At 62.2% G+C, this 19,372-nt stretch carries 24 protein-coding genes; 13 read left to right on the plus strand and 11 right to left on the minus strand.

Annotation, left to right across the window (positions count from 1 at the left end; all coding sequences use genetic code 11):
* The first annotated feature begins 6 nt into the window (after positions 1-6).
* The 6 genes from EE36_RS12500 (at position 7) to EE36_RS12525 (ending at position 3,410) form a co-directional block, all read left to right on the plus strand.
* Positions 7-312 carry a peptide-binding protein gene (locus tag EE36_RS12500; protein ID WP_005852768.1) on the plus strand — a complete coding sequence of 102 codons (306 nt, stop codon included), beginning with the start codon at positions 7-9 and terminating at the stop codon, positions 310-312.
* A gap of 225 nt (positions 313-537) precedes the next feature.
* Positions 538-969 carry a hypothetical protein gene (locus tag EE36_RS12505; protein WP_005852769.1) on the plus strand — a complete coding sequence of 144 codons (432 nt, stop codon included), beginning with the start codon at positions 538-540 and terminating at the stop codon, positions 967-969.
* Positions 969-1,661 carry a MotA/TolQ/ExbB proton channel family protein gene (locus EE36_RS12510; protein WP_005852770.1) on the plus strand — a complete coding sequence of 231 codons (693 nt, stop codon included), beginning with the start codon at positions 969-971 and terminating at the stop codon, positions 1,659-1,661. Before EE36_RS12505 ends, EE36_RS12510 begins: the two co-directional genes overlap by 1 nt.
* Complete coding sequence (locus EE36_RS12515; protein WP_367577057.1) at positions 1,654-2,034, plus strand: ExbD/TolR family protein; 381 nt, start codon at positions 1,654-1,656, stop codon at positions 2,032-2,034. Before EE36_RS12510 ends, EE36_RS12515 begins: the two co-directional genes overlap by 8 nt.
* 3 nt (positions 2,035-2,037) lie before the next feature.
* A complete protein-coding gene (locus EE36_RS12520; protein WP_005852772.1) occupies positions 2,038-2,427 on the plus strand; it encodes a biopolymer transporter ExbD in 390 nt (129 codons plus the stop codon).
* Entirely contained in the window at positions 2,424-3,410 is a 987-nt protein-coding gene (locus EE36_RS12525; RefSeq protein ID WP_005852773.1) for an energy transducer TonB, read from the plus strand. The genes EE36_RS12520 and EE36_RS12525 overlap by 4 nt, the downstream gene beginning before the upstream one ends.
* Before the next feature lie 60 nt (positions 3,411-3,470).
* Here EE36_RS12525 and EE36_RS17500 read toward each other — a convergent pair whose 3' ends face one another.
* Positions 3,471-3,671, minus strand: coding sequence for a hypothetical protein (locus EE36_RS17500; RefSeq protein WP_156785537.1), 201 nt, complete (start codon positions 3,669-3,671; stop codon positions 3,471-3,473).
* Here EE36_RS17500 and EE36_RS12530 point away from each other — a divergent pair.
* Entirely contained in the window at positions 3,642-5,189 is a 1,548-nt protein-coding gene (locus EE36_RS12530; protein ID WP_005852774.1) for an MHYT domain-containing protein, read from the plus strand. The two genes, EE36_RS17500 and EE36_RS12530, sit on opposite strands and share 30 nt — an antisense overlap.
* Before the next feature lie 78 nt (positions 5,190-5,267).
* On the opposite strand, the gene EE36_RS12535 is transcribed toward EE36_RS12530, so the two are convergent.
* From EE36_RS12535 to EE36_RS12545, 3 genes are read right to left on the minus strand one after another with little or no spacing between them, the layout of a single operon-like run.
* Positions 5,268-6,059 (minus strand): iron chelate uptake ABC transporter family permease subunit, encoded by a 792-nt coding sequence (locus EE36_RS12535; protein ID WP_217564301.1) that lies wholly within the window; start codon positions 6,057-6,059, stop codon positions 5,268-5,270.
* Entirely contained in the window at positions 6,052-6,870 is an 819-nt protein-coding gene (locus EE36_RS12540; protein WP_005852776.1) for a metal ABC transporter ATP-binding protein, read from the minus strand. The genes EE36_RS12535 and EE36_RS12540 overlap by 8 nt, the downstream gene beginning before the upstream one ends.
* Complete coding sequence (locus EE36_RS12545; protein WP_005852777.1) at positions 6,867-7,349, minus strand: Fur family transcriptional regulator; 483 nt, start codon at positions 7,347-7,349, stop codon at positions 6,867-6,869. Before EE36_RS12545 ends, EE36_RS12540 begins: the two co-directional genes overlap by 4 nt.
* Positions 7,350-7,437: 88 nt before the next feature.
* On the opposite strand from EE36_RS12545, the gene EE36_RS12550 reads away from it, so the two are divergent.
* Positions 7,438-8,499, plus strand: coding sequence for a zinc ABC transporter substrate-binding protein (locus tag EE36_RS12550; RefSeq protein WP_005852778.1), 1,062 nt, complete (start codon positions 7,438-7,440; stop codon positions 8,497-8,499).
* A 15-nt stretch (positions 8,500-8,514) separates the two neighbouring features.
* On the opposite strand, the gene EE36_RS12555 is transcribed toward EE36_RS12550, so the two are convergent.
* The 3 genes from EE36_RS12555 to EE36_RS12565 form a co-directional block, all read right to left on the minus strand.
* Positions 8,515-9,567, minus strand: a complete 1,053-nt coding sequence (locus EE36_RS12555; protein WP_005852779.1) for a permease — start codon at positions 9,565-9,567, stop codon at positions 8,515-8,517.
* A complete protein-coding gene (locus EE36_RS12560) occupies positions 9,564-9,878 on the minus strand; it encodes a helix-turn-helix transcriptional regulator (RefSeq protein ID WP_005852780.1) in 315 nt (104 codons plus the stop codon). Before EE36_RS12560 ends, EE36_RS12555 begins: the two co-directional genes overlap by 4 nt.
* A 138-nt stretch (positions 9,879-10,016) precedes the next feature.
* Complete coding sequence (locus EE36_RS12565; protein WP_005852781.1) at positions 10,017-12,047, minus strand: PhoX family phosphatase; 2,031 nt, start codon at positions 12,045-12,047, stop codon at positions 10,017-10,019.
* Positions 12,048-12,414: 367 nt separating this feature from the next.
* Here EE36_RS12565 and EE36_RS12570 point away from each other — a divergent pair, with 367 nt between their 5' ends.
* The 5 genes from EE36_RS12570 to EE36_RS12590 all read left to right on the plus strand — a co-directional run bounded on the left by EE36_RS12570 (position 12,415) and on the right by EE36_RS12590 (position 15,890).
* On the plus strand, positions 12,415-13,074 hold the full coding sequence (locus EE36_RS12570; RefSeq protein ID WP_009826714.1) for an ATP-dependent Clp protease proteolytic subunit: 660 nt from the start codon (positions 12,415-12,417) through the stop codon (positions 13,072-13,074).
* 134 nt (positions 13,075-13,208) lie between these two features.
* On the plus strand, positions 13,209-14,474 hold the full coding sequence (clpX, locus tag EE36_RS12575) for an ATP-dependent Clp protease ATP-binding subunit ClpX (RefSeq protein WP_005852783.1): 1,266 nt from the start codon (positions 13,209-13,211) through the stop codon (positions 14,472-14,474).
* A gap of 144 nt (positions 14,475-14,618) precedes the next feature.
* Positions 14,619-14,978 (plus strand): RidA family protein, encoded by a 360-nt coding sequence (locus EE36_RS12580; RefSeq protein ID WP_005852785.1) that lies wholly within the window; start codon positions 14,619-14,621, stop codon positions 14,976-14,978.
* A gap of 83 nt (positions 14,979-15,061) precedes the next feature.
* A complete protein-coding gene (locus EE36_RS12585; protein WP_005852787.1) occupies positions 15,062-15,445 on the plus strand; it encodes an NADH:ubiquinone oxidoreductase subunit NDUFA12 in 384 nt (127 codons plus the stop codon).
* A 91-nt stretch (positions 15,446-15,536) separates the two neighbouring features.
* The gene (locus EE36_RS12590) at positions 15,537-15,890 is read left to right on the plus strand and encodes a DUF2155 domain-containing protein (RefSeq protein ID WP_005852788.1); all 354 of its coding nucleotides are present in this window, start codon (positions 15,537-15,539) and stop codon (positions 15,888-15,890) included.
* Here the strand turns inward: EE36_RS12590 and aat are convergent.
* The 4 genes from aat to EE36_RS12610 all read right to left on the minus strand — a co-directional run bounded on the left by aat (position 15,854) and on the right by EE36_RS12610 (position 19,350).
* On the minus strand, positions 15,854-16,489 hold the full coding sequence (aat, locus tag EE36_RS12595) for a leucyl/phenylalanyl-tRNA--protein transferase (protein ID WP_005852789.1): 636 nt from the start codon (positions 16,487-16,489) through the stop codon (positions 15,854-15,856). The two genes, EE36_RS12590 and aat, sit on opposite strands and share 37 nt — an antisense overlap.
* A complete protein-coding gene (accC, locus tag EE36_RS12600) occupies positions 16,482-17,834 on the minus strand; it encodes an acetyl-CoA carboxylase biotin carboxylase subunit (RefSeq protein WP_005852790.1) in 1,353 nt (450 codons plus the stop codon). The genes aat and accC overlap by 8 nt, the downstream gene beginning before the upstream one ends.
* A 10-nt stretch (positions 17,835-17,844) precedes the next feature.
* A complete protein-coding gene (accB, locus tag EE36_RS12605) occupies positions 17,845-18,345 on the minus strand; it encodes an acetyl-CoA carboxylase biotin carboxyl carrier protein (protein WP_005852791.1) in 501 nt (166 codons plus the stop codon).
* Between the two features lie 249 nt (positions 18,346-18,594).
* A complete protein-coding gene (locus EE36_RS12610) occupies positions 18,595-19,350 on the minus strand; it encodes an ABC transporter ATP-binding protein (protein WP_005852792.1) in 756 nt (251 codons plus the stop codon).
* Between the last annotated feature and the right edge of the window lie 22 nt (positions 19,351-19,372).

Below are 19,372 nucleotides of genomic sequence, written 5' to 3' on the forward strand. Positions count from 1 at the left end.
AGAAAAATGCGCAAAGCAGTGACCGCCGCCATATCGGCAATCGTGATCGCGACCACCTTGGGGGCCACCCCCGCCACCGCAGGATCTTTGGGCCGTTTCGAGGTAACGGGCGTGGGTGAGGATGACATGCTCAAGATGCGGGCAGGGCCGGGGACGGGGTTCATCGTACTGCTTGGTCTGCCCAATGGCACCATTTTGCAGGTGCACGATTGCCAGCAAACCGGCGGCACGCGCTGGTGCGACGTCTCGCTTGATCAGGCCCGCCGCGTGCGCGGTCACGTGTCCTGGGCCTATCTGCGCAAGCTTCGGTAACGCGGGCGGCGCAGGGGCTACCTTTGCGGTTTGTTGCTGGCGCGTGCGTTCCTGAATAGTTGATTGTTAAAGTCAGGATTGCGCCTTGTCGTGATCTTTGCTAGGCACGGCGCAATCGCGCTGTGCCAAAAGGGCTGTTTGCCCGCTGCGCCGCGCCAGAGCCAAAGGTGCCCACAGCGCCTTAGCCAAAAATCTCATCGTTTCATCCCACGGTCAGGAGGTCCCATGTCCCGTTTCCGTACCGCTATTCTGTCGCTGCCCCTTGTGATCGCAGCCCCGCTGGTTGCCGCGCAAGAGACCGATATCAAGGATCAAATCTCGGTCGAGCTGAACGCGGCAGAGACCACCGAAGATGCCTGCAAGCTGACCTTCATGATCACCAATGGTCTGGAAACACCGGTCGACAAGATCATCTACGAGGCGGTGCTCTTTGACACCGAAGGGCAGGTGGACCGGCTGACGCTGTTTGATTTCGGCACCCTGCCACCGGCCCGCCCGCGCGTGCGCCAGTTCGTCGTGCCGCAAACCACCTGCGAAGATTTGGGCCGCATCCTGTTCAATGGGGCCAACGCCTGCGAGACCGGCGGCAGCGCCAGTGGCATCTGTGACACCGGCCTGCTGCCCACATCGCGCACGTCAATCGAGGTTCTGGGCTGATGGATATGTTCTCTGCATTGATTGCGTCGTTTCGCCAGATCGCCGAGACTGGCGGGCCGGTTGTTGTTGTCCTGATGGGCGTCGCCGTGCTGACGTTGGCAGTGGCGATCTATAAGGTCTGGCAGTTCTGGCGCTCTGCCGTGGGGCGGCACAAGGCGCTGACCGAAGCGGTAGAGGCATGGGACCGGGGCGACAGACCCGTCGCCCGCGAGGCTTTGGGCCGGTCGAAAAGCTACCTCGCCCCCGTGATCAAGATGGCGATGGTGTCGAACGGCAAGGGCAGCGGCGCAGGCGTAGAGCGTTTGCAAGCCGAGGCAGAGACGCGTTTTGCCAAGCTCGAAACCGGTTTCCGTCTGCTCGATTCCGTGGCGCAGCTGGCCCCCTTGTTGGGCTTGTTCGGTACGGTTCTGGGCATGATCGAGGCTTTCCGGTCGCTGCAAGCCGCCGGATCGCAGGTCGATCCGTCGATCCTTGCGGGGGGTATCTGGGTGGCGCTGCTGACCACGGCTGTCGGTCTGGTGGTGGCGATGCCCACGGCCCTGATCCTCAGCTGGTTGGAACAGCGGATGGAGGCAGAGCGGGTGATCGCGGATAAGGCGATCCTCACGGTGCTGAACCCGTCCAACGACGTGCCAGCCCCTGCCGCCGCGACGCCAGCGCCGACGCCTGAAATGGTCGCCGCACATGGCTAGGCCGCGCACGCGCAGACGTCGGCTGTCGATGACCTCCCTGATTGATGTCATCTTTCTGCTGCTGCTGTTCTTTATGCTGACCTCGACCTTCTCGAAGTTCTCCGAGGTGCCGCTGGCCGCTGCCGGTTCGGGCGCGGTCGCGCAGGCCAGCGATGCCAAGCCGGTGTTCTTGCAGCTTGGCCCCGATACCCTGCGTCTGAATGGCGACGAAATCGCATTGGACGCGCTGGCCGGATCATCCTTGGCCGAGGCCGAGCAGGGCACCGTGCTGCTCGTCTCGCTCGGGGCGGATGTGGACGCGCAGCGGTTGACGGATGTGCTGGTCAAACTGCGCGAGATGCCTGCCTTGCAGGTGTCGGTATTGGGGGGCTGACAGATGCGCCGATTTGCCAAACCCAAACCGCAGCGTGAACCGACCATCGCGTTGATCAATATCGTCTTTCTGATGCTCGTCTTCTTCATGGTCGCGGGGACGCTGGCGCAGCCGCTGGACCCCGATCTGAGGCTGGTCGAGACCCGCGCGCTTGAGGGGCAGGCCCCGCCGGACGCTTTGGTGATCTACCCCGACGGGCGGTTGACCTACCAAGGCGCGGCGCAGGTGGATGCCGCGTCCTATGTCGCCAGCCTGTCTGACGAAGACCGCGAGATCATACGCCTTGTGCCGGATCGCGCCTTGCCTGCCGAGACGCTGGTCACGCTGACCCGCGACTTGCGCGCGGCGGGGGCGCAAAAGGTGATGCTCGTCACGCAAAGGGCACTGCAATGATTTCGCATTCTCCTACAGCCAAAGGAATCTCTTTCGCCTTGGCGGTCGGGATCGTCGCGGGGGCGGTCACCATCGGGCTGCCGCAAGATGAGATCGCGATCGAAGGGGGCGGTGCGCCGGTCGAGGCGATGATGGGTAACAGTTTCGAGGATATGGCCGTGGGCACGCTCACGCCGGAACCGGCAGAACCAGCAGAGACGCCCGTGGCCGAGGCACCTACCGCCGCAGAACCCCTGCGCCCCACCACAGCAGAGCAAACGCCGCCGGAGCAGGCCGAGCCGGTCACCCCGCCCGAACAGGCGCAGCCCGTGACCCCGCCCGATGTGGCAGCGGTGACGCCTGCGGCCCCCGCAGCATCCGCCGCCTTGGTGCCCGCGCCGCTGGCCGTGCCCCCATCCGAGAGCGCGCAAGTCGCGCCACCACCCGAAACCCTGCAGGCGCAAGACCCCGACAGCGACGCCCCCGTCCTGTCGCGCCGACCCATGCGCAAGAACCCTGAAACCGCTGCCAAGATCGCCCAGGCCCGCGCCAAGCAAGAACAGGCAGAGCGTGAACGCCGTCAGGCAGAGCAGCAAGCCGCCAAGAAGAAAGCAACGCAGCAAGCCGCCGCACGTGGCAATGCGCAGCGCAATGCGACCAAAGGGTCTTCGTCGGGCCAAAGCACATCGGCCAAATCCACGACCACCGGCAAACGCCAAGCCGCGGCATCGGCGCAAGGCAATGCCGCCGCCAGCAACTACCCCGGTCAGGTCATGCGCCGCATCTCGCGGGCGGGCAAGCCGCGGGTCCGCACCACGGGTACCGCGACGATCTCTTTTGCCATCGCCAGCAATGGCGGGTTGGCTTCTGTGTCAGTCGCACGGGGGTCCGGCTCTGCCGCGCTGGACCGGGCGGCGGTATCGGTGATCCGCAAGGCCGCCCCTTTCCCGCGTCCCCCCGCTGGCGCGCGGCGTCAGTATTCTATCAAGATCAAAGGGCAATAGGCGGGACGTTCAGCCCCCTACGCCTTGCTTGCAGTGCAGTCGTCGCGGCGGCATCAGCCCTTAAATACTGGCCATTTCCGCCGGATTGGTGCCGTGCAAGCTGTTGTTTCCCATGGTAAAAAAGACCGGTAATTTTTCTTGGTTACCACCAGTATAACGTAAACACGCCTCAAATCTGCCGTTTTCTCCGCCGATTAACTGTCCGGTAATCAACAGGTAGAGTGCGCCGACATGTTCAAAGTAGCCCATACGATCCATCATGATCACGACCTTGGTCTCGTGCTTCTGGCCGGGCTGCTTTGCGCCTTTGGCTGCTGGGTGGTGTCGCGTTTGTATCAGCACGCCTTGGGGCGACCGCGCAGGCAGGCGCTGATCTGGTACTTCCTCACGGCGATCACGGCGGGCGTTGCGGTCTGGTGTACGCATTTTATCGCAATCCTCGCGTATCAGCCTTCGGCACCGGTAACCTTTAACCTGCAACTGACCTTTGTCTCGCTGTTGATCGCGATTGCAGGGTCGACCGTGGGCATCATGGTGGCGGGCATGTTCCGGTCGCTCGCGAGCACGATCATCGGCGGCACGATCTTTGGCGTTGCGGTATCGGCGATGCACTACACCGGCATGGTGGCCTACCGCGTCGAAGGCGTGGTGACCTGGGACCGTGGCTACCTCATCGGGTCGGTTATTCTGGCGGTGGTACTGTCGACTGCCGCGCTGTATCTGGGCAGCCGCAGCGCACGGTGGAGCGGGTTGCAAATGACGGGCGTCCTGACGCTCGCCATCATCGGGCTGCATTTCACCGGCATGGCCGCGTTCAGCGTGGACTGTATCGGGCTGAAACCCGGCTATACCAACCCAGAAGAATACAAGCTGCTGGCACTGGTGATCGCAGGCACGGCGACGACGATCACCCTTGGCGGCCTGTTCACCTATTTCATCGAAAACCGGACCCGCATGGAAAGCATCGAGGAGTTGCGCAAGGCCCGCGACGCTGCCGAAGGGGCGAGCCGCGCGAAATCCGAATTCATGAGCGTTCTCAGCCACGAACTGCGCACGCCGCTGACGATTGTGATCGGCTATGCGGGCTTCCTGACCAAGCTCAAGACCACGACCACGGCCAAACTGTCACCGGGTGAGCCGATCACCGAAAAACACTATAATATCATCGGGGATCAGGCAGAGCTTTATGGCCAGCGCGTCAAGTTCGCGGGCAACCACCTGTTGACGATCATCAACGATATTCTCGACTATACCAGCATCGAGCTGAACGACATCAAACTGGCCAAGACGACATTCCCCACACGGGCGCTGCTGGCGCAGGTCGAGGACCAGTTTCAGGGCATGGCGCAGGGCAAGGATGTGACCCTGCATATCCCCGACGGCAGCCTTGACGTGAACGCCGACCGTGGCCGCTGCTTGCAGATCCTGATCAATCTGGTGGGCAATGCGCTCAAGTTTTCCAAGGGCAAGGATATCTTCCTGCGGGCCGAAGTGGACGGCGGCGGCTTCCGCTTCGAGGTCGAAGACAATGGTGTCGGGATGGAGCAGAAAGATCTGGAATCGATCTTCCAGGCCTTCACCCAGATCGAAAGCGCCGACAACCGGTCAGAAGGCGGTACAGGGCTCGGGCTGGCGATCTGCAAGAAACTGGCGCTGGCGCATGGGGGCGATATCTCGGTCGCCAGCACGGTGGGCAAGGGCACCAAATTCTCGGTCTTCTTCCCGCATAGTCTGGTGAGCACCGGGCGCCCGTCGCAGTCTTTCGCGGCAGCCGCCTGATCAAAGCAGGGCCACACCCCGAAACAGCAAGGGCCGCAGCGTGATGCTGCGGCCCTTGCTGTGTGTGCAGATCCGCGCCTAGCGTTTCAGCAACGGGGCCACGCCAGAGGACAGTATGAACAGCACCGCCGCCACGCTGACGATGCTGGGCCCCGTCGGCGTGTCGAGCGTGAAGGACGCGGCCAGCCCGCCCAAGGCGGCGATCATTCCGATGATACAGGCCGCCATCGCCATGACTTCGGGCGTGCGGGCAAAGGGGCGGGCGGCGGCGGCGGGGATGATCAGCATCGCCGCGATCAGCAGCGCGCCGACCACCTTGATCGCGACCGCGACCGTCACTGCCAGCGCCAGCGTCAAAATCAGCTGTTCACGGCGCGGATTGACCCCGCTGGCCGTCGCCAGATCGGGGTTCAGCGTGGACGACAGCAATGCCTGCCAGCGCCAGACCAGCAGCGCGATCGACAGGACGGCGCCGCTCCAGATGATCGCAAGATCGGTCTTGGTCACGGCCAGAATCTCTCCGAACAGATAGGCGCTGAGGTCGACGCGCTGGTTCGGCAGCAGCGACACCGCCACAAGGCCGATGGCCAAGGCCCCGTGGGCCAGCACCCCCAGCAGCGTATCCGTGCCAAGGCTGCGCCCGTTCAGCGCCGTCACAATCAGCGCCATCGACAGCGCGATTAGCAGCACCCCCGCGAAAATCGGCAGCTCGAACGCCAAGGCCAGCGCGACCCCCAGCAAAGCCGCGTGCGAGGTCGCATCGCCAAAATAGGCCATGCGCCGCCAGACGACGAAACAGCCCAAAGGCGCGGCCGCAAAGGCCACACCGATACCGGCAAGCCCGGCACGTATCAAAAAGTCATCAAGCATCTTGGTCCCCATGGGCGTGGTTGCAGCCGGCACCATGGGTATGGCCCTGCGCATGGTCGTGGGTGTGGTCGTTGTCGTGCATGTGGCTATGATCATGTGCATGATCATGCGAATGCGAATGTTCGTGCCGGTAAAGCGCCAGCGCCCCTTGGGTGCCGGTGCCGAACAACGCGCGGTATTCCGGCGCATCGGCGACGATCTCGGGGGTGCCTTCGCAGCAGACATGACCGTTCAGGCATAGCACCCGATCCGAAGCCGCCATCACCACATGCAGATCATGGCTGACCATCAAAACGGCGCAGCCCATGTCGCGGCGGACCTCTTCGATCTGGCGGTAAAACGCGGCAGAGCCGGGTTGATCCAGCCCCTGCGTCGCCTCGTCGAGGATGAGGATATGGGGTTTGTTCAGCAGGGCGCGTGCCAGCAACACGCGCTGGAACTGGCCGCCCGACAGGTCGGTCATCTGCTTTTTCGCCAGATCCGTGACCCCCGCCTGCAGCAGCGCCTGCGCGATGGTCTCGCGGGGCTGGCGGCGGGGCAGGTTCAAAAAGCCATGCACCGTCAGCGGCAGCGTCGCGTCGATTTGCAGCTTCTGCGGGACATAGCCGATGCGCAGATCCGCGGCACGGGTGATCGTGCCCGACGCGGGTTTCAGCGCGCCGATCAACGCCCGCAGCAAGCTCGACTTGCCCGACCCGTTGGGGCCGACGATGGTCACGATCTCGCCGCGCTCAACGGCGATATCAACGTCGCGCAGCACCGTTTGCCCGCCAATGCGCAGGGTCAGGTTCCGGGTGGCGATCAGGCTCATGCGGTGGCTCCGTCCTGACAGGAGGGGCAGAGGCCCTGCGCCTCGATCACCGTGCGTTCAATCTGGAACCCCGCCGCGCGGGCCGCATCGCCCAAACGCCCTTGGGTCAGCGTCGTGTCGCTTTCGGCAACCGATTGGCAACTGCGGCAGATCAGGAAGGCCGGCGTGTGATCGGCACCGACGTGGCTGCAGGCGATATAGGCGTTCAACGCCTCGATCCGGTGGGCAAGCCCCGCCTTCACCAGAAAATCCAGCGCGCGATAGGCGACGGGCGGCTGCGCCCCGAGCCCTTCGGCAGAGAGATGCCCCAGAATATCATAGGCCCCCAAGGCGCGGTGTTCGGCCAGCAGCAGTTCCAGCACGCGGCGACGTATCGGTGTTAGCCGAAGGTCCGAGGCCGCGCAACGCGCCTCTGCGGCGGCCATCGCGTCGTCGACACAGGCCCCGTGATCATGCGTTTCAAATCCAATGGTCGACATATTTCGCCTCCGTAGCAGGGTTCGGTGTTGATATGTTATAACGTGTGATCTATCAAGGTTATAGTATAACATTAATAGGAGCCCGCCAATGCGCCGCCTGCTTTGCACAACCCTTCTTTTCTCTGCCGGTCTGGCCCATGCAGAGGTGCCCCGTGTCGCCACCGATATCGCGCCAATCCATTCGTTGGTGTCTATGGTCATGCAGGGTGCAGGCAGCCCCGATCTGATCATCCCGCCCGGCGCGTCGCCCCACAGCTATGCCATGCGCCCCAGCGAGGCGCGCGCGGTAGCCAAGGCCGATCTGGTGGTCTGGGTCGGCCCGTCGCTGGCTCCGTGGCTTGAAGAGCCGATGAGCAGTCTGGCGCAGGGGGCCGAACGTCTGACCTTGCAAGACGTAGAGGGTATCCGCCTGCTGACCAACCGCAGCGGCGTTGCGTTCGAAGCCCATGATCACGGAGATCATGAAGGTCACGATGATCACGACGGTCATGAAGATCACGCGGGGCACGATGATCACGAAGGGCACGACCATTCGGCTCACGAAGGTCACGATGACCACGCAGATCACGATGGCCACGACCATGAGGCACATGAAGAGGCAGACGCCCACGAAGGACACAATCATGCACCCGGCGCTCTGGACCCGCATATCTGGCTTGACCCGCAGAACGCAATCGTCTGGCTGGATGCCATCGCTGCAAGCTTGTCCGCGCACGACCCCGAAAACGCAGCGCTTTACGCGGACAACGCTGCGCAGGCCCAAGCGCAGCTGGTAGATCTTCAAGCCGATATTCAGGCCGAGCTGACGCCGCTTCGGGGGCAGAAGTTTGTCGTCTTCCACGACGCTTATCACTATTTCGAAGCCCGCTTTGATGTCGAGGCAAGTGCGGCGATCTCGCTGAGCGATGGGGCCGCCCCCAGTGCCGCGCGTCTGGCCGAGGTACGCGATGTGGTAAAGGACACGCAGGCCGCCTGCGTCTTTACCGAGCCCCAGTTCAACGCCGGTCTGGTCGACGCACTCCAAGACGGCACGGCGCTGAAATCCGCCTCGCTTGATCCGATTGGCGCCGCGCTTGAGCCGGGGGTGGACATGTACCCCGCATTGCTGCGCGATCTGGCCGCAGCTTTTACCAGCTGTCTGGCAGAATAAGCCCTGCTTTGGGCGTCACAGCGACGCCCAAAGTTGAAACAGCAGCCCCGAGGCAAATGACCCTGTCAGTGCGATCCCGATATACAGCGCGAAGACAGGGCGTTTGACCAAAGCCCAGACGGCGATGGCCGCGGGCAGGGAGGTCACCCCGCCCGCGACCAGAAACGACAGACCCGCACCGGGGGCCATGCCCTGTCCGATCAGCCCGCCCACCAGCGGCAGCGCGGCATAGCCGTTCAGATAGGCCGGCACCCCCACCAACGTCGCGATCCCGATCGGGGCCAGCCCGCTGCCGCCAAGGGCGCGGGTCACCAGCTCTGCGGGAATCCACGCCAGCATGAGGCTTTCCAGCAGGAACGCCAGCGTCAGCCATTTGATCAGGAAGATCGTGGTCTTGGCGGCCTCGCGCAGGAATGTGGCGGATCGCGTCTTGTCGTGCCAGAAGGCCCAAACCACGGGTTGCGATGTGCGCACCTTCGACGCGCCACAGCCGCCATTGCCCACGCCGTCGCGCAGCGGGTCGGTCAAGCCACCCGCGCGGGACAGCAGATGTACAATGATCCCGCCAAATACCCCCAGCCCGACGGCCGCGATCGTCTTGGCCACCGCGAACTCCACCCCCAGAACGCCGGTGGTCAGCACGAACATCGACGGATCCATGACGGGCGAGGCCAGCCAGAAGGCCATGACGGCGGACAGGGGCACCCCCATCGCCAGCAGCGCCGCGATCAAGGGGATCACTCCGCATGAACAGAAGGGCGACACCCCGCCGGCCAGTGCCGCGATGGCGATCATCACGGCGGGTGATCCGGTAAAAGCACGCGCGATCAGCCCGTCGGCTCCCGTGGCTCCCGCGTAGGCGGCAACCGCGATGGACAGGATCAGAAACGGCGCGACATCCAGCAGGTTGGTCGCGGTGAACTGCACGCTGGTCACGGCAAGCGGCGCATCGAGCGCTGCGACAGCGGCCAGCACCGCGATACAGACCAGCCACACGCGTTCTCGCGTCCAGATGCGATGGGCCAGCGACCTGAGCGGGTTGCGCGCGGGGTGGGGCAGGTCGGTCATGCGGCGGTCTCCTTCAAAAGTGAAACACCGGTGCAGCATTCCGAGGTGAGAAACGAAAGCGTCGCCCGCATCACGTCGAAATCGACGCGGTTGACGATGTTGCGCCCGTCGCGGCGCTGGATGATCAGCCCCGCATCGACCAACGCCCCAAGGTGATGGGCAAGGGTGGAGGGGGCCGCATTCAGATGGGCACCGATCTCTCCCACGGTCAGCGCGTCTTCACCGGCGCGGACAAGCAGGCGAAAGATCGCGAGGCGGGTATCATGGCCAAGGGCGGCGAGGGCGCGGGCAGTTGTTTGATGTTCTGTCATAGCACCAAACAAAACTATAAAACTAGTTTTGTAAAGATGATTCGCATTTGCCGGAGCGACAAGGAAATTGCGCCCAAGGGGGGGAACCCTTGGGCGCAGAGATTTTGAAATGAATTTGGTTGGAATAGGGTCGGGGCGTCAGACGGCAATCTTGCCGCCGCCCTGTTTGGTGACCACAACCACCGCAGGGCGCGGGGGCATCTTGGGGTCAAAATCGGGCCAGCGGGTGGCGGGATCTTCAAAGGTGCTTTCACGCTCGAACCCGGGGATGTTCTTGGTCCCGTCCGTGCCGGGGTGCTGCACGGCGACAAACAGCGTCTCGCCGTCGTCGGTAAAATAGGGGCCGCACATCTCTCCGCCGACGGGGCAGCGGAAGAACAGCTTGGACGTGCCGCGCGCCTCGCCTTCGGTTTCGACCGCATAGAGCCCGTCCGACTTGCCCGTCTTGGCCCAGTTGCTGCCCTGATCCGTGCTGACCCACAGGCGGCCATCGGCGTCGATAGCGCAGTTGTCGGGGCTGCCGAACCACCCGTTTTCAGAGGTTTCGGGGTTCCATTGTGCGCCCACGTCCGACACCGACGGATCGCCGCATTTCACAAGGATCGACCAGCGCCCCTGCGTTGCCGCGTGGTTGCCGCCGTCTTCCTTGATCTCGATGATGTGGCCAAAGCTGCTGTCGGCACGCGGGTTGGCGGCGTTCACCTCATCCTCTGTGCGTTTTGTGTTGTTTGTCAGCATGATATAGGCCGTGCCGTCACCACGGGGCTGCGCGTCTTCGGGGCGGTCCATCGGGGTCGCGCCCAGCAGATCGGCCGCGATCCGCGTGTCGATCATCACGTCGCCTTGGTCATTGAAGCCGTTTTCAGCCGTCAGCGGGCCTGTGCCGTGGGTCAGCGGCAGCCAGGTCACCGTGCCGTCTTCGTCAAAGCGCGCGACATAAAGCGTGCCATCGCTCAGCAGTTTGGCATTGGCCGCCCGGTCGTCCGAGACTTTGCCCCCCGAGACGTATTTATACTGGTAATCAAAGCGGTTGTCGTCGCCCATATAGATCACCAGACGCCCGTCACTGCTGACCGTGGTTTCCGCACCTTCGTGGCGGAAGCGGCCCAAAGCGGTGTGTTTGACGGGGGTAGAGGTCGGGTCCATCGGGTCTACCTCGACCACCCAGCCGAATTTATTGGGGGCGAGGGGTTCTTTATCGATGTTGAAACGGTCGTATTGCGCGCCCCAGGCGTACCACATGCCCGGCACGCCATAGCGTTTGTAGGACGCGGCTTCGGGGTGGTCATCGGCGATCACGGGTTTGCCGTCGGCGTCCAGCTGGTCGCTCCAGAAATAGCCGTGGAAGTTCTCCTCGGCCATGAGCCACGTCCCCCAAGGGGTCAGCCCGCCGGCGCAGTTGTTCAGCGTGCCGATCACATTCACCCCGTCGGGGTCGTCGTTGGTCTTCATCCGCGCATGGCCCGCGGCGGGGCCGTCGATGGTCATCGCGGTGTCCAGCGGAGTGATGCGGCGGTTCATCTTGCCGTCGCGCACCACCTGCCAGACCCCGGCGTCGTCCTTGGCGATCTCGACCACCGAACAACCGTGGGCGGCCATTTCAATGTCGATCAGCGCGGGCGTCATGCCGGAAAACTGGGCGCGGTCCTGACGGCCAAGCCCGGGGAACATCACCTCTTCGTTGGTGTATTCGTGGTTCACACAAAGCAACCCGCGGCTGCCCTCGTCATTCAGCGGGACAAAGCCCACGTAGTCATTGTTATAGCCGAACTGCTTAAGCTGCGCCGCCGCGGTCTGGTTCGTCACGTCGAATTCGGGCGCGTCAGCGGTGATCGGATCACCCCACCGCAGCAGCACATTGGCGTCATAGCCATCGGCCACATGGTGGGTTTCGTCATTGCCCCATGCCAGTTCGTCAAAGACATAGCGGCTGTCCGCGGTAGCGGCACTTGCCTGACGCGGCGCGACCATCGCCGAGGTGCCGAACAATGCGGTTGTCGCCGTGACCCCCAGCATGCCGCGCAAGATGTCGCGGCGTCCGTAGCGCGCGTTGATCACATCGCCGATGGTGCGCTGCAGATTGGGGTTGGTGGGGATGTCGTCGAAGGCTTCAAAGGCTTCGGCCTTGTTGCCGATTTCGGGATCATCGAGGATTTGGCGACGTGTCATGGCTATTCCTTTATTGTGTCGGGCATTGCGTTTGGCATTGCGTTTGGCGAGGTGACTCGCGGTTGCGCCTTATGTCGTCGCGATGTGCTACAGATGTGTTCCGCTTTCATGACAGTTCTGTGACAGGGCGCGCGGCGGTGGGCTTTGTTGCGCGCCACCCTAGCGCAGGAACGGGCGGGATGTGGGCGAAAAACGGCTGCCGGTATCCGCGGCACAGATCAGCGGGGCAGGGCGGTGGCGCAGGGCCAAATCCAAAGCCAAGGGGATGATCGGTCCTGCCCCCCTTGAACCCCCTAGGTGGCGCGATTAATCTTAAGCCAAGGTTTCGCGGGTATGGTCCGGCGAACGGCAATATCAGGCAGGCTTTATGAACGATCCACATGATACATATATGAACACGCTGGTCCCTATGGTGGTTGAACAAACCAGCCGGGGCGAACGTGCGTACGACATCTTCTCGCGTCTGCTGAAAGAGCGGATCATTTTCCTTAACGGGCCTGTGCATGACGGCATGTCGTCGCTGATCGTGGCGCAGCTTCTGCACCTCGAGGCAGAGAACCCCTCCAAGGAAATTTCCATGTATATCAACAGCCCCGGTGGCGTTGTGACCTCTGGCCTGTCGATCTACGACACGATGCAGTACATCAAACCAAAGGTGTCCACGCTGGTCATCGGGCAGGCGGCATCCATGGGGTCGCTGTTGCTGCAAGCGGGCGAAAAAGGCATGCGATTCTCGCTGCCCAACAGCCGCGTTATGGTTCACCAGCCCTCCGGCGGGTATCAGGGTCAGGCGACGGACATCATGATTCACGCGCAGGAAACGCAAAAGCTGAAAACGCGCCTGAACGAGATCTATGTCAAACACACCGGCCAGCCGCTGGAAAAAGTCGAAGCAGCGCTCGAGCGTGACAACTTCATGTCTCCCGAAGAAGCCAAAGACTGGGGCCTGATCGACGAGATCGTCGAGAACCGCGGCAAGATGGATGATCCTGATGCGCCAAAAGATGGCGACAAAAAAGGCAAGTAAATAAGGCGTGCGTGGCCCGTTATTTTGCGATTGTGGACCACGCACCGCTGGCCTAAGCTGGCACCGAGCAAAAAAATATATAGATGGCTGCCCTATGGCGGACACGATCAAACGACAGACCTGAAAGGGTTGAAATGGCTAATACTTCGAGCGGCGACAGCAAGAACACACTTTATTGCAGCTTTTGTGGCAAAAGTCAGCATGAGGTGCGCAAGCTGATTGCAGGTCCGACTGTCTTCATTTGTGACGAATGTGTCGAACTTTGCATGGATATCATCCGCGAGGAAACCAAAGCCTCGGGGCTGAAAGCCACCGATGGTGTGCCGACCCCGAAAGACATCTGTGATGTTCTGGACGATTACGTGATCGGGCAGGCGATGGCCAAACGGGTGCTGTCGGTTGCCGTGCACAACCACTATAAACGTCTCAACCACGCCCAGAAGGGTGGGGACATCGAGCTGGCGAAATCCAACATCCTGCTGATCGGGCCCACGGGCTGCGGTAAGACGCTGCTGGCGCAAACGCTGGCGCGTATTCTGGATGTGCCCTTTACCATGGCCGATGCGACGACACTGACCGAAGCGGGCTATGTCGGGGAAGATGTTGAAAACATTATCCTCAAGCTGTTGCAGGCGTCCGAATACAATGTCGAGCGTGCACAGCGCGGCATCGTCTATATCGACGAAGTTGATAAAATCACGCGCAAATCCGAAAACCCCAGCATCACCCGTGATGTGAGCGGCGAAGGCGTGCAGCAAGCCTTGCTGAAACTGATGGAAGGCACCGTGGCCTCTGTCCCGCCACAGGGCGGGCGCAAGCATCCGCAGCAGGAATTCCTGCAGGTGGATACCACGAACATCCTGTTCATCTGCGGTGGCGCTTTCGCCGGTCTGGACCGGATCATTGCCGCGCGCGGTAAAGGGTCGGCCATGGGCTTTGGTGCCGATGTGCGTGATCAGGATGCCCGCGGCATTGGCGAGATTTTCACCGACCTCGAACCGGAAGATCTGCTGAAGTTCGGCCTGATCCCTGAATTCGTGGGCCGTCTGCCGGTTCTGGCGACGCTCGAGGATCTGGACGAGGACGCGCTGGTCACCATCCTGACCGAACCGAAAAACGCGTTGGTCAAACAGTACCAGCGCTTGTTCGAGATCGAGGATACGCAGCTGACCTTTACCGATGACGCGCTGTTGGCGATCGCGAAACGCGCCATCGAACGCAAAACCGGTGCCCGTGGTCTGCGCTCCATCCTCGAAGACATCTTGCTGAACACGATGTTCGATCTGCCCGGCATGGACAGCGTCACCGAGGTGGTTGTGAACGAAGAGGCGGTGACCTCTGACGCGGCACCGCTGATGATCCACGCCGACGCCGAGAAAGAGCCTGCGACCGCCGGCTAGGCATCGCATGCATGTTAACTGATCAAGGCGCGCCAGCGATGGCGCGCCTTTTTCGTATCTGGCAGGGGGCCGCCGCTTTGTCGCTTGACCTTCGCAAGGGCAGGCGCTTTGACAGGGGCAGGCATGACAGACAAGAGGCGCATCATGACAAGACGTATTTTTTCCGGTGGTGAATTCGAAGCCAAGATCGGCTACTGCCGCGCCGTTGTGGCGGGGGGCTTTGTCCATGTGGCGGGCACCGTGGGGCAGGGCGATACCGTGACCGACCAGTGCCGCGCCGCCCTTGCGACCATCGAAGGGGCCCTGCGCGAGGCTGGCTGCACCATGGCGGATGTGGTGCGCGTGAACTATTATCTGCCCGACCGCGCAGAGTTCGAACCCTGCTGGCCGATCCTGTCAGAGGTCTTTGGTGACGCGCCGCCCGCCGCGACAATGATCGAATGCGGGCTGATCGACGACAAATACCGCATCGAAATCGAAGTCACCGCCTGCCTACCCGGCTGAAAACCGCGGCTATGTGACCCGAAGCCCGCTAGACCTTTGCGCGGCCTTGGTGCATATATCCATCAAAGCTTCAGGAGACCTCTATGGGCATTCTCAACTCTCTTTTGCGCGGCGTGACGTGGTGGAACGGCCAGACGCTGAACACGCAACTGTTCACGTGGCGCAAGGGCATCAAGGTCGGCGAAGACGCCGAGGGCAATGTGTACTACCGCAACGCGGACAGCAGCAAACGCTGGGTGATCTTCAACGGCGAGATCGAGGCGACGCGCGTCAACGCGGATTGGCACGGCTGGCTGCACCATTCGTGGGATGAAACCCCCGAGGCGCGTCCGCTGGCGCATAAGACCTGGGAAAAGCCCCACCAAGAGAACCTGACCGGCACCGCCCTGGCCTATGCGCCCGCAGGTTCGATCCGCCGCGAAAAGCCTGCGGACCGCGGTGACTACGAGGCGTGGCAGCCCGAATAAACGCCACACGCGCGCCCCGTGATCGGGCGCGCGCTGCTGCGGCGGCCCGGCTGTGCTGGCGACGCCCTTTGACGTTCAAGGAACCCATGTGATGCGCAAGATATTGATGATGCTCGCCATAATGGCCGCACCGGTGCAGGCACAGCAGGTGGCCAGCGCTGAAGGCGGAGTTTTGCGCGCGCTCGACAAGGTATCGGGTGTGTCGCGTGACGTTGAAATGCGCCGCGGCGAAACCGCGCGCGTGGGCAATCTGAATGTGACGATGAACGAATGTCGCTATCCGTCGGGCAACCCTGCGGGCGACGCCTATGCCGAGCTCGAGATCGTCGAGACGGGCGACGAGAACCGGCTTTTTGCAGGCTGGATGATCGCCTCTGCCCCCGCGCTGTCGGCGCTGGAGCATCCGCGCTATGACATCTGGGTCATCCGCTGCACTACGTCCTGAGGGCTGGCCGCAGCGGGCGCTGTGAAGTCTGCGGTTTTCATCAACGCCATCTCTAGCCGTGCGTGATAGGCCGCGCGGGTGATCTCTTGCGCGCCAAGGGACGCCAGATGCGGGGTCAGGAACTGTGTGTCAAACAGGGTAAACCCGCCGCGGTTCAACCGGTCCACCAGACAGGCCAGCGCGATCTTGGACGCGTTGTCGCGCCTTGAAAACATGCTTTCGCCAAAGAACGCACGCCCCAGCGTGACGCCATAAACCCCGCCCACCAGCATGTCATCCTCCCAGACCTCAAGGGCGTGGGCATGACCAAGCGCGTGTAGCTGGCCATAAAGGCTAAAAATCTCGGCGTTGATCCAGGTGTCGGCGCGATCGGCGCAGCCGGTGACAACGTCGTTGAACGCGGTGTTGGTGGTGATGGTAAAGCGCGTGCGCCGCATCGCGCGCGCCAGCGACCGCGAGATATGGAACCCGTCGAGGGGAAAGACACCCCGACGCCGCGGATCGACCCAGAAAATCTCTGGATCGTCGCGGTGTTCGGCCATGGGGAAAATCCCGATGGAATAGCCGTGTAATAACAGCTCGGGCGTGAGGTCAGGCATTGCCCAGGTTGGTTTCAAGCCAATGCTCTAGCCAGTGGATGTTATAGTCCCCTGTCAGCACGTCTTGTTCGTCCAGCAGCGCATGGAACAACGGCACCGTGGTGTCGACCCCATCCACGATCAGCTCGCCCAAGGCGCGACGCAGACGCGCCAGCGCTTCGGGGCGGTCGCGCCCGTGGACGATCAGCTTGCCGATCAGGCTGTCGTAATAGGGCGGGATCTTATAGCCGTCATACAGCGCGCTATCCATCCGCACACCAAGCCCGCCTGGGGCGTGATACTGCGTGATCTTGCCCGGGCAGGGCGAGAAGTTCGGCAGTTTCTCGGCGTTGATCCGGACCTCGATCGCGTGGCCGTTGATCTGCAGGTCTTCTTGGGTAAAGGACATATCCATACCGGCAGCAACACGGATCTGTTCGCGCACCAGATCGACCCCGAAGATGCCTTCGGTCACAGGGTGTTCCACCTGCAAACGCGTGTTCATCTCGATGAAGTAGAATTCGCCGTTTTCATATAGAAATTCGATCGTGCCGGCACCGATGTAGTTGATGTTGGCCATCGCATCGGCACAGACCTTACCGATCCGCGCGCGTTCTTCGGCGGTGATCGACGGGCCGGGGGCCTCTTCGAAAACCTTCTGGTGACGGCGTTGCAGCGAACAGTCACGCTCGCCCAGGTGGACAGCACGGCCCTTGCCGTCGCCAAAGACCTGAATCTCGATGTGGCGGGGCGTGGTCAGATACTTTTCGATATAGACTTCGTCGTTGCCGAAGTTCGATTTACCCTCGGCGCGGGCGGTCATGAAGGCACGTTCCATTTCAGCGGCGGATTGCGCCACTTTCATGCCCTTGCCACCCCCACCGGCGGTCGCCTTGATGATCACCGGATAGCCGATTTCATCGCCGATACGCTTGGCGTCGGCCAATGTGGGCACGCCACCGTCAGAACCGGGAACGCAAGGCACGCCAAGCTCTTTCATGGTGTCTTTGGCGGTGATCTTGTCGCCCATGATGCGGATGTGTTCCGCTGTGGGGCCGATGAAGGTCAGGTCGTGGTCTTCGACGATCTGCACAAAGCCCGCGTTTTCCGACAAGAAACCGTATCCGGGGTGGATCGCTTCGGCACCGGTGATCTCGCAGGCGGCGATGATCGACGGGATCGACAGATAGGATTGCTGCGAAGAGGGCGGGCCGATGCAGACAGATTCGTCTGCCATGCGCACATGCATCGCATCGCTGTCGGCCGTCGAATGGACGGCGACAGACCCGATGCCCATCTCGCGGGCCGCACGGATCACGCGCAACGCGATCTCGCCGCGGTTTGCGACTAGGATTTTTTTGAACATGGGTTTCGCCTTATTCCAGGATCACCAAAGGCGCGCCGAATTCAACGGCGGCGCCGTCTTCTACCAAGATCCGCTTGACCGTGCCGGAGCGCGGCGCAGGAATGTGGTTCATGGTTTTCATCGCTTCGACGATCAACAGGGTGTCACCTTCGGAAACGCTTGTCCCGACAGAGATAAAGGCGGGCGCGCCGGGTTCGGCTTGCATATAGACGGTGCCCACCATCGGAGAGACGACTGCGCCGGGGTGATCCGCCGGGTCGCTGTTGTCTGCGGCAGGGGCTGCTGCCGCTGCTGGGGCCGCGGGGGCAGGGGCTGCATAGTGTGCAGGGGCCGACTGCGCCTGTTGCGGCGCGACGATTTGTTGTGGGGGTTTACGGCTGACGCGCACATTCAGGCTGTCATCCTCGGCGTAATCCCGCTTGACCTGCAATTCGGTCAGATCGTTTTCATTCAGCAACTCGGCGAGCGCCTGGATAAAAGCCACATCGGCGTCATGGGTGTTTTTTGTCATATTTTCCTCAGCCAGTCTAAGTCGATCGGGCGCTGCCTGTGCCCTTGAATTGCTGCCTTATAGGGCATGGGCGCAGGCATGAAAAGCAAGCAGTTGCCTAACGTAAGCTTGGCCGCGCAAAGCGCGGGATCGAGCAGCGGATCGGGGCGAGGGATATGGGGGATGTGACAGGGGGACGCGGGCGCGGGAAAATGCCGGTGTGAAACATATGTTTCGTCTGTTTTTCCCGCGCGCGTAGAGGCTTGGCCGTCAGATTGCCAGATATTCGGCACGCAGTTCGGCGTTGTTCAGCACCTCTTCGGCGGTGCCGTCAAACACCACGCCACCGGTATCAAGGATCACCGCACGATCTGCGAGTTTAAGCGCACGCACCGCGTTTTGTTCGACCAGAATGGTGGTGATGCCTTGGGATTTGATCAGCGACAGGGTCTTTTCGATCTCGTCCACGATGACGGGGGCAAGCCCTTCATAGGGTTCATCCAGCAGCAGCACCTTGATGTCACGGGCCAGCGCACGGGCAATCGCCAGCATCTGCTGTTCGCCGCCCGACAGGGTCACGCCCTCTTGCTTGCGGCGTTCCTTGAGGCGGGGGAATAATTCGTAGATGCGGTCAAGCGACCAGCCGATGGGGGGGGCGATCTGCGCCAGTTGCAGGTTTTCCTCGACCGTGAGACCCGCGATGATGCGGCGGTCTTCGGGGACCAGCGCCAGACCGTTGGCGGCCGCCTCGTGGCTGGCCATTTTGTGCAGCGGCTGGTGGTCCAGCCAGACCTCTCCTTTGCGCAACTCGGGGTCGCCGATCTGCGCGATGGCCCGCAGGGTAGAGGTTTTCCCCGCCCCGTTGCGGCCCAGAAGCGCCAGAATTTCGCCTTCATGCACGTTAAAGCTGACGCCCTGCACGATGTAGCTTTCGCCGTAATAGGCGTGGATGTCCCAGACCGAAAGATAGGCGGGGGCGGTAGCGGCGTGGTTGGCGCTGTTCGAGAAATCGGGTTTCGTGTTCATACTCTTGTCCTTGCAAAGCCGT

This window comes from Sulfitobacter sp. EE-36 (assembly GCF_000152605.1).
Classification (GTDB): domain Bacteria; phylum Pseudomonadota; class Alphaproteobacteria; order Rhodobacterales; family Rhodobacteraceae; genus Sulfitobacter; species Sulfitobacter pontiacus.

What these genes read in the sequence shown, in the direction of transcription:
- EE36_RS12500 (WP_005852768.1), top strand. Translation starts at nt 7, where the DNA reads ATGCGCAAAGCAGTGACCGCCGCCATATCGGCAATCGTGATCGCGACC.
- aat (WP_005852789.1), bottom strand. Translation starts at nt 16,489, where the DNA reads ATGCCTGACCTCACGCCCGAGCTGTTATTACACGGCTATTCCATCGGG.
- EE36_RS17500 (WP_156785537.1), bottom strand. Translation starts at nt 3,671, where the DNA reads ATGATGGATCGTATGGGCTACTTTGAACATGTCGGCGCACTCTACCTG.
- EE36_RS12505 (WP_005852769.1), top strand. Translation starts at nt 538, where the DNA reads ATGTCCCGTTTCCGTACCGCTATTCTGTCGCTGCCCCTTGTGATCGCA.
- clpX (WP_005852783.1), top strand. Translation starts at nt 13,209, where the DNA reads ATGGCTAATACTTCGAGCGGCGACAGCAAGAACACACTTTATTGCAGC.
- accC (WP_005852790.1), bottom strand. Translation starts at nt 17,834, where the DNA reads ATGTTCAAAAAAATCCTAGTCGCAAACCGCGGCGAGATCGCGTTGCGC.
- EE36_RS12555 (WP_005852779.1), bottom strand. Translation starts at nt 9,567, where the DNA reads ATGACCGACCTGCCCCACCCCGCGCGCAACCCGCTCAGGTCGCTGGCC.
- EE36_RS12540 (WP_005852776.1), bottom strand. Translation starts at nt 6,870, where the DNA reads ATGAGCCTGATCGCCACCCGGAACCTGACCCTGCGCATTGGCGGGCAA.
- EE36_RS12590 (WP_005852788.1), top strand. Translation starts at nt 15,537, where the DNA reads ATGCGCAAGATATTGATGATGCTCGCCATAATGGCCGCACCGGTGCAG.
- EE36_RS12520 (WP_005852772.1), top strand. Translation starts at nt 2,038, where the DNA reads ATGCGCCGATTTGCCAAACCCAAACCGCAGCGTGAACCGACCATCGCG.
- EE36_RS12525 (WP_005852773.1), top strand. Translation starts at nt 2,424, where the DNA reads ATGATTTCGCATTCTCCTACAGCCAAAGGAATCTCTTTCGCCTTGGCG.
- EE36_RS12560 (WP_005852780.1), bottom strand. Translation starts at nt 9,878, where the DNA reads ATGACAGAACATCAAACAACTGCCCGCGCCCTCGCCGCCCTTGGCCAT.
- EE36_RS12530 (WP_005852774.1), top strand. Translation starts at nt 3,642, where the DNA reads ATGTTCAAAGTAGCCCATACGATCCATCATGATCACGACCTTGGTCTC.
- EE36_RS12610 (WP_005852792.1), bottom strand. Translation starts at nt 19,350, where the DNA reads ATGAACACGAAACCCGATTTCTCGAACAGCGCCAACCACGCCGCTACC.
- EE36_RS12515 (WP_367577057.1), top strand. Translation starts at nt 1,654, where the DNA reads ATGGCTAGGCCGCGCACGCGCAGACGTCGGCTGTCGATGACCTCCCTG.
- EE36_RS12510 (WP_005852770.1), top strand. Translation starts at nt 969, where the DNA reads ATGGATATGTTCTCTGCATTGATTGCGTCGTTTCGCCAGATCGCCGAG.
- EE36_RS12550 (WP_005852778.1), top strand. Translation starts at nt 7,438, where the DNA reads ATGCGCCGCCTGCTTTGCACAACCCTTCTTTTCTCTGCCGGTCTGGCC.
- EE36_RS12580 (WP_005852785.1), top strand. Translation starts at nt 14,619, where the DNA reads ATGACAAGACGTATTTTTTCCGGTGGTGAATTCGAAGCCAAGATCGGC.
- EE36_RS12585 (WP_005852787.1), top strand. Translation starts at nt 15,062, where the DNA reads ATGGGCATTCTCAACTCTCTTTTGCGCGGCGTGACGTGGTGGAACGGC.
- EE36_RS12570 (WP_009826714.1), top strand. Translation starts at nt 12,415, where the DNA reads ATGAACGATCCACATGATACATATATGAACACGCTGGTCCCTATGGTG.
- accB (WP_005852791.1), bottom strand. Translation starts at nt 18,345, where the DNA reads ATGACAAAAAACACCCATGACGCCGATGTGGCTTTTATCCAGGCGCTC.
- EE36_RS12565 (WP_005852781.1), bottom strand. Translation starts at nt 12,047, where the DNA reads ATGACACGTCGCCAAATCCTCGATGATCCCGAAATCGGCAACAAGGCC.
- EE36_RS12545 (WP_005852777.1), bottom strand. Translation starts at nt 7,349, where the DNA reads ATGTCGACCATTGGATTTGAAACGCATGATCACGGGGCCTGTGTCGAC.
- EE36_RS12535 (WP_217564301.1), bottom strand. Translation starts at nt 6,059, where the DNA reads ATGCTTGATGACTTTTTGATACGTGCCGGGCTTGCCGGTATCGGTGTG.